We start from the raw sequence: 6,373 nt of genomic DNA, 5'->3' as shown, positions 1-6,373 counted from the left end.
ATACGAGATCGTCAGAGAAAGAACGGCGTAGGGCCATGCCTGCCTTAGAATGGGCCAGAGGAACGACTCGCGTATCCACGGAAATTGCGGAAACAGCGAACCCAGTCCGTAGTAGAGCAGCCAGAGCTGGAGCAGCAGCGGCGTGCCGCGAACAATCGTGCAGAACACCTTGGCCGGCACGCTCAAGATCGGCGGGCCGATCACCTGCGCCAGGCCGAGGGGGATGGCGAGCGCGATGCCCAGAGCCGACGTTACCACAAGCAGCCAGATGGTCCGCCATATGCCTTGCAAAGCCAGCGGCAGATAGGTGGGAAGCCAATCCCAGCGCATGAGGAAAATCGATGCCAGTACGACAACCAGCGCGATCAGGATCAGAGCTATGCGGTGTGGCTGCATCCAGAGCGAGGCCCGTGCGACGGCGTCAATGACCGGGGTTTCGGTCGCCATCAGTGCGATCCCGCGATCGACGGCATGCCGCGTCGCGCCCAGCGCTCAACCCGCCCGATGACGACGTTGGAGACGAGGGTCAGAACGAGATAAAGCGCGCCCGCCGCCATGAAGAAGGTGAAATAAGCCTTCGTCGCGCCGGCTGCCGTCCGTGTGGTTTGGGTCAGTTCATTGACGCCGACGATCGCGAGAAGCGCGGTGTCCTTGGTGGCGATCAGCCACAAATTTGCCAGCCCCGGAATGGCGAAGGGCAGCATCGCCGGCAGCGTTATACGCCTGAGAAGCAGGCCGGGAGGCATTCCATAGGCCCGCGCGGCTTCGATCTGGCCTTGCGGAACGGCGCGGATTGCGCCGCGCAAGACTTCGGTGGAGTAGGCGCCCTGCACGACCCCGAGCACGCCTATGCCGGCGACAACCCCGTTGATGTCGATCGCGGCATAGCCGAGCGCGGTAAGCAACTGGTTGATGAGGTCGGTACCAGCGAAATAAAGCAGCAGGATCAGCACCAGCTCGGGCACGGCGCGGACCACTGTGGTGTAAACTTCCAGCAGGTCACGGACCACCGGCCCGCCATAGAGCTTGCCATAGGCGCCGCCGACGCCGATCAAAAGACCAACCCCAAAGGAACCGAAAGCAATTCCGACGGAGTTTGCCAGCCCATGCAGAAGGCTGAGACCCCTGCCGTTCGGCGGTTCGAAGGACAGCAATTCCAGCGAACTGGCTCCGAACATGGTGGCGAGAACGTCGCTCAGCTTATGTCCCCCTGGACTTGCGGGTTGAGGCGCCAATGATGCGTCAAGCCGGACATGCCCACCGCGACGACGGCGGCTAGGCATGCCCGGCTTGACGCCGTTGCCGTCAGTTGGACTGCGACGCTTCGCCGTAGATGTCGAAATCGAAGTACTTCTTGGTGATTTCGGCATATTTGCCATTGGCCCGAATGGCCTTGATGGCAGCATTGATCTTGTCCTTGAGCTCGGTGTCGCCTTGGCGCATGCCGGCGCCGACGCCCGGCCCGAGCACTTCAAGGTCCGGCGCGACATAACCCTTGAGGTCGCAGCACGCCTTGCCTTGGTCCGACTTCAAAAACGCGTCGAGCGCGATCGAATCGGCCTGAGTGGCATCGATCCGGCCGGCGGCGAGATCCTGATTTGCCTCGTCCTGCGTCTGGTATTCCTTGATTTCCGCAGCGTCGGTGAAGTGCTTCTTGGCGTAGGCGGCGTGCACCGTAGACGCCTGAACGCCGACTATCTTGGCTTTCAGCCCCTCTGGCGTCGCATCGAATTTCTGATCCTTGGCGCCGATCACCGCAGTCGGCGTGTTATAGTATTTGTCGGAGAAGTCGATTTCCTTCTTGCGCTCGTCGGTAATGGACATCGAATTCATGATCGCATCGATCTTCTTGGTTTTAAGCGCCGGGATGAGGCCGTCCCACGGGACTGGCGTCAATGCGCAATCCAGCTTGGCTTCGCCGCAAATGGCGTTGACGATGTCGACTTCCCAGCCACCCCACTTGCCGGAAGCATCCTGCGAGTAAAACGGCGGATAGGCTTCCGGCGAAAAACCCACCTTGATCTGTTCGGCGCTTGCCGAAAATGCGCCCGACAATGCGATCAGCGTGGCCGCGAGCGCCGTTTTGAGAAAAGGTTTCATTTTTCAGTTCTCCCGTTTTTTGGTTTTGACGTTCCCGTCTGCTTTTCTCGCAAGTCATCCAACATTGCGCAGAAACTGCTTCAGCCTTTCGGATTTTGGTGCGCCGAAGATCTGTTCCGGCGGCCCTTCTTCCTCGACCAGCCCGTTATGGAGATAGACGACATGCGTCGCCACCTCGCGGGCAAACTTCATCTCATGCGTGACCAGCACCATGGTGCGGCCTTCGCGCGCCAGGTCGCCGATCACCTTCAGCACTTCGCCGACCAACTCCGGGTCGAGCGCCGAGGTCGGCTCATCGAACAGCATGACGCGCGGATTGATGGCCAGCGCCCTGGCTATCGCTGCGCGCTGCTGTTGGCCACCCGACAGATAGGCGGGGTAGACGTCGCGTTTTTCGGCCAGGCCGACGCGGGCGAGCAGCTTTTCCGCCTCGCCGATCGCTACATCGCGCTTGACGCCGAGCACATGCACGGGAACCTCGATGACGTTCTCGATCAACGTCATGTGGCTCCAAAGATTGAAGTTCTGGAAGACCATGCCGAGCTTGGAGCGGATGCGTTCGATCTGCTTGCGGTCGGCGGGCACGGTGTGGCCGTGGCTGTCGGCCTTCAGCTTTATCTCTTCGCCATTGACGCGGATGATGCCGCTGGTCGGGTTCTCCAGGCAATTGATGCAGCGCAGCAGCGTCGACTTGCCCGAGCCGCTGCCGCCGATGATGGCGATCACCTCGCCATCGCGCGCCGACAGCGAAACGCCCTTCAATACGTGCAGCTTGCCGAAATTCTTGTGCAGGTTCTCGACGTGGATGGCTTCGGCGGCGCCGTTCTGCACCGTATGCTTCAGGGCGGTGGCCGGCGCTGTCATCGTCGCGGTGCCCCGCGGAGCAGCCGAGGCAGTCCTTGCTGGAATTTATTACCCATTACCCGTCACTGGACAGCGTTCCGATTCTCAAGATGGACCGTTCCGCTTGCCTCCGTCAACCGCAGTTTTTGGACCATTGATCACGGCCTGCCGAGTGGCTATTGGCAGGAGGGAGCGCGTTTCAGGAGAATTTAGTGGGCAAAGCATACGGGTCGCAGTCGATGGCCGGGCCGCTGCAGCGCGTGCTGATGCGCTCCGCCGCCAGCGCCATGCATCGGGCCGAAGCACTGGAATGGCACTACGGTCCCGGCTTCGATCCGCAAAAAGCGGCGGCCCAGCATGAAGCGCTGGCCGGGCTGATTTCCGGCTCAGGCGCCGAGATCGAATGGCTGAGCGACGCCGATGACGGGCTTGCCGATTCTGTCTTTACCCACGATCCCTCGCTGATGACCGACCATGGCGCGGTCATCCTTGCCATGGGCAAGGCGCTGCGCCGGCCCGAGCCCGGCCTGCACGAGGCAGCTTATGGGCGCATGGGCATACCTGTCCTCGGCCGTATCGAGACTCCCGGCCAGGTCGAGGGCGGCGACTGCGTGTGGATGGATGCAAACACACTGGCGGTCGGCCGCGGCGTACGCACCAATCAGCACGGCATCCAGCAGCTCTCCAACCTGCTTTCACCCAAAGGCATCCAGGTCTATGGCTTCGACCTGCCGCTCTGGCAAGGCGAGGACGCCTGCCTGCATCTGATGTCGGTGATCAGCCCGCTCGCCGACGATCTGGCGCTGGTCTATGGGCCGCTCCTGCCGGTCGCCTTCCACCAGATGCTGCGTGCGCATGGCATTCGCCTGGTCGAGGGCGACGCCGACGAATTCTTCGCCTCGAGCGGGCTCAGCCTGAACGTCCTGCCGACCGCGCCGCGCCAGGTTATCGCCGTTGCCGGTTTTCCGAAGACGGCGGCTGCCATGCAGGCCGCCGGCTGTACGGTCTCGACATTCGAGGCCGATGCGCTGTGCATTGCCTGCGAGGGCGGCCCAACCTGCCTCACGCGCCCGGTGCTAAGACAATGACGACGATCGGCGAAGCGCTCATCACCTTGCTGGAAGCGCACGGCGTCGACACCGTCTTCGGCATTCCCGGCGTGCACACGGTCGAGCTCTACCGCGGGCTTGCGCGGTCGAAGATCCGTCACGTCACGCCGCGCCACGAGCAGGGCGCCGGCTTCATGGCTGACGGCTATGCGCGCGCCAGCGGCAAGCCGGGTGTCGCCTTCGTCATCACCGGGCCGGGGCTGACCAACACCATCACCGCCATGGGCCAGGCGCGCGCCGATTCGGTGCCGATGCTGGTAATCTCGGGCGTCAACGCCACGCCGACGCTGGGCAAGGGCCTTGGCCATCTGCATGAACTGCCGGACCAGCGCGGCATGATGGAGAAGGTGGCGCGGTTTTCGCACCGTGTCACCGAGGCCGGCGAATTGCCCGGCGTGCTCGCCCGCGCTTTTGCACTTTTTTCATCCTCGCGTCCGGGGCCAGTGCATATCGAGATCCCGACCGATGTCATGACCATGCCCGCCACCGGCATCGTGGCGCTGCTGCGGAATTCGGCCCCGCCCGAGCCGGGCGCCGCGGTGATCACTGAGGCAGCCAGGCTTTGCGCTGCCGCCCGCCGGCCGCTTATCCTGGCCGGCGGCGGCGCCAAAGCTGCCGAAGCGCCGTTGCAGCGCCTGGCCGAGAGGTTGGGAGCGCCGGTCGTCCAGACCGCCAATGCGCGCGGCCTGCTCTATCGCCATCCGCTTGGCGTGCCGGCCAGCCCCAGCCTGAAGGCGGTGCGTGCGCTGATGGCCGATGCCGACCTGGTCATCGCCGCCGGTACCGAATTCGGTCCGACCGATTATGACGGCTATGGCGACGGCGGTTTTGTCCTACCCGCCAATCTGATCCGCATCGACATCGGCGCCGACCAACTTACCAGGCGGCCGGCCCGGATTTCGATCCAGGCCGATTGTGGCGCAGCGCTCGAGGCGCTGCATGCCGAACTCGGCATGGGCCAGGCGCAATCAGGCGACGGCGCCGCTCGCGCGGCCGCGACGCGGCAAGCGGCCTTTGCCGAGATTGGCCCAGCTATGCAGGCGCAATTGCGCGCCGTCGAGACGATCCGTGATGCGCTGCCTGGCTCGATCATCGTCGGCGATTCGACCCAGCCGGTCTACGCCGCCAACCTCTATTACGATCACGACCGGCCGGGCGGCTGGTTCAACGCCGCTACCGGCTTCGGCGCGCTCGGCTATGGCCCGCCGGCGGCGATCGGTGCTGCCCTTGCCAGGCCTGAGGCGCCGGTCGTTTGTCTCACCGGCGACGGCGGCTTCCAGTTCACCCTGCCGGAACTGGGCGCCGCGCTCGACGCGGCGGCGCCGGTGATCTTCGCCGTCTGGAACAATCGCGGCTACCGCGAGATCGAAACCTCGATGCTCGATGTCGGCGTCGAGCCGGTCGGCGTCTCCCCGGCACCGCCGGATTTCTGCAAATTGGCCGAAGCCTATGGCATTGCCGCCGAGCGGATTTCCGGCGCCGGCGGCTTGGCGGACGCGCTACGGCGCGCGCGGGCGGCTGGACGACCCTACGTCATCGAGATTTCGGTTGAGTGATCGCGCGAAAGGCGCGACCTTCCGCATCGGCGGCGCGCAACGACGGAGCGGTCGAATATGACGGAAACACTGGACGGCAGACATATCGTGGTGACCGGCGGCACCGGGGCGCTTGGCGGCGCGGTCGTAGGGAAACTGCTGGAGCAGGGCGCGATTTGCCATGTGCCCAATGCCCACGCTGCCGCGCCTGCCCATTTTCCCTTCCCGGCACATGACCGCGTCAGGCTGGCGCACAATGTCGACCTCGCCGACGCTGCCAAGGTCGATGCCTTCTATGCTAGCGTTCCGGATTTGTGGGCATCGGTGCATCTGGCCGGCGGCTTCACCGCCGCACCGGTCGAGAAGATCGAGCCCGCCTCCTTTGCCGAGATGATGGACACCAACGCCCGCACCACCTTCCTGTGCTGCCGCGCGGCGATACGCTCGATGCTGGAATCTTCCGTATCGGGCCGCATCGTCAATGTCACCGCGCGAGCCGGGCTCGATCCGCGGCGCGGCTCCGGCAAGGTGGCTTACGCTGCCGCCAAGGCGGCGGTCGCCGCGATGACCGTGGCGATGGCCGAAGAGCTGAAGGGCAAGGGCATACTGGTCAACGCCGTGGCGCCCTCGACCCTAGACACGCCGGCCACCCGGGCTGACATGCCGGGCGCCGATTTCAGCAAATGGGTCAGCTTGGAAGCAGCCGCGGAGGCCATTGCCTACCTCGCTTCGCCGGCCAATCTGGCGATGAGCGGCACGCTGGTGCCGCTTTACGGCAGGGCCTGA

7 protein-coding genes are annotated in these 6,373 nt (G+C 64.3%); 3 read left to right on the top strand and 4 right to left on the bottom strand.

All coding sequences use genetic code 11. The features are described from left to right. From NKI50_RS24670 to NKI50_RS24655, 4 genes are all read right to left on the bottom strand, one after another. Positions 1–447 (bottom strand): ABC transporter permease subunit (locus tag NKI50_RS24670; protein ID WP_352515997.1); only part of this gene is annotated, 447 nt, incomplete at its 3' end. Continuing rightward, on the bottom strand, positions 447–1,178 hold the full coding sequence (locus NKI50_RS24665; RefSeq protein WP_036244431.1) for an ABC transporter permease: 732 nt from the start codon (positions 1,176–1,178) through the stop codon (positions 447–449). The genes NKI50_RS24665 and NKI50_RS24670, both read right to left, overlap by 1 nt. A gap of 127 nt (positions 1,179–1,305) precedes the next feature. After that, positions 1,306–2,100, bottom strand: a complete 795-nt coding sequence (locus NKI50_RS24660) for a transporter substrate-binding domain-containing protein (protein WP_352483947.1) — start codon at positions 2,098–2,100, stop codon at positions 1,306–1,308. 54 nt (positions 2,101–2,154) lie between these two features. After that, positions 2,155–2,964 carry an ABC transporter ATP-binding protein gene (locus tag NKI50_RS24655; RefSeq protein WP_023718026.1) on the bottom strand — a complete coding sequence of 270 codons (810 nt, stop codon included), beginning with the start codon at positions 2,962–2,964 and terminating at the stop codon, positions 2,155–2,157. A 218-nt stretch (positions 2,965–3,182) separates the two neighbouring features. On the opposite strand from NKI50_RS24655, the gene NKI50_RS24650 reads away from it, so the two are divergent. Genes NKI50_RS24650 through NKI50_RS24640 form a run of 3 tightly spaced genes read left to right on the top strand, consistent with a single transcriptional unit; the run spans position 3,183 to position 6,373 of the window. Beyond that, entirely contained in the window at positions 3,183–4,031 is an 849-nt protein-coding gene (locus tag NKI50_RS24650; protein ID WP_031193690.1) for a dimethylarginine dimethylaminohydrolase family protein, read from the top strand. Then, positions 4,028–5,608 (top strand): 5-guanidino-2-oxopentanoate decarboxylase, encoded by a 1,581-nt coding sequence (locus tag NKI50_RS24645; RefSeq protein WP_352717853.1) that lies wholly within the window; start codon positions 4,028–4,030, stop codon positions 5,606–5,608. The genes NKI50_RS24650 and NKI50_RS24645 overlap by 4 nt, the downstream gene beginning before the upstream one ends. Positions 5,609–5,665: 57 nt before the next feature. Then, on the top strand, positions 5,666–6,373 hold the full coding sequence (locus NKI50_RS24640) for an SDR family NAD(P)-dependent oxidoreductase (RefSeq protein WP_023718023.1): 708 nt from the start codon (positions 5,666–5,668) through the stop codon (positions 6,371–6,373).

The sequence above is a fragment of the Mesorhizobium sp. M0563 genome (assembly GCF_040321065.1).
In the GTDB taxonomy this organism is placed as follows: domain Bacteria; phylum Pseudomonadota; class Alphaproteobacteria; order Rhizobiales; family Rhizobiaceae; genus Mesorhizobium.
This window is presented reverse-complemented; position numbering and strand designations above follow the sequence as displayed.

Coding starts and splice junctions, on each gene's coding strand:
- NKI50_RS24665 (WP_036244431.1), bottom strand. CDS start 1,178: ATGTTCGGAGCCAGTTCGCTGGAATTGCTGTCCTTCGAACCGCCGAAC.
- NKI50_RS24660 (WP_352483947.1), bottom strand. CDS start 2,100: ATGAAACCTTTTCTCAAAACGGCGCTCGCGGCCACGCTGATCGCATTG.
- NKI50_RS24655 (WP_023718026.1), bottom strand. CDS start 2,964: ATGACAGCGCCGGCCACCGCCCTGAAGCATACGGTGCAGAACGGCGCC.
- NKI50_RS24650 (WP_031193690.1), top strand. CDS start 3,183: ATGGCCGGGCCGCTGCAGCGCGTGCTGATGCGCTCCGCCGCCAGCGCC.
- NKI50_RS24645 (WP_352717853.1), top strand. CDS start 4,028: ATGACGACGATCGGCGAAGCGCTCATCACCTTGCTGGAAGCGCACGGC.
- NKI50_RS24640 (WP_023718023.1), top strand. CDS start 5,666: ATGACGGAAACACTGGACGGCAGACATATCGTGGTGACCGGCGGCACC.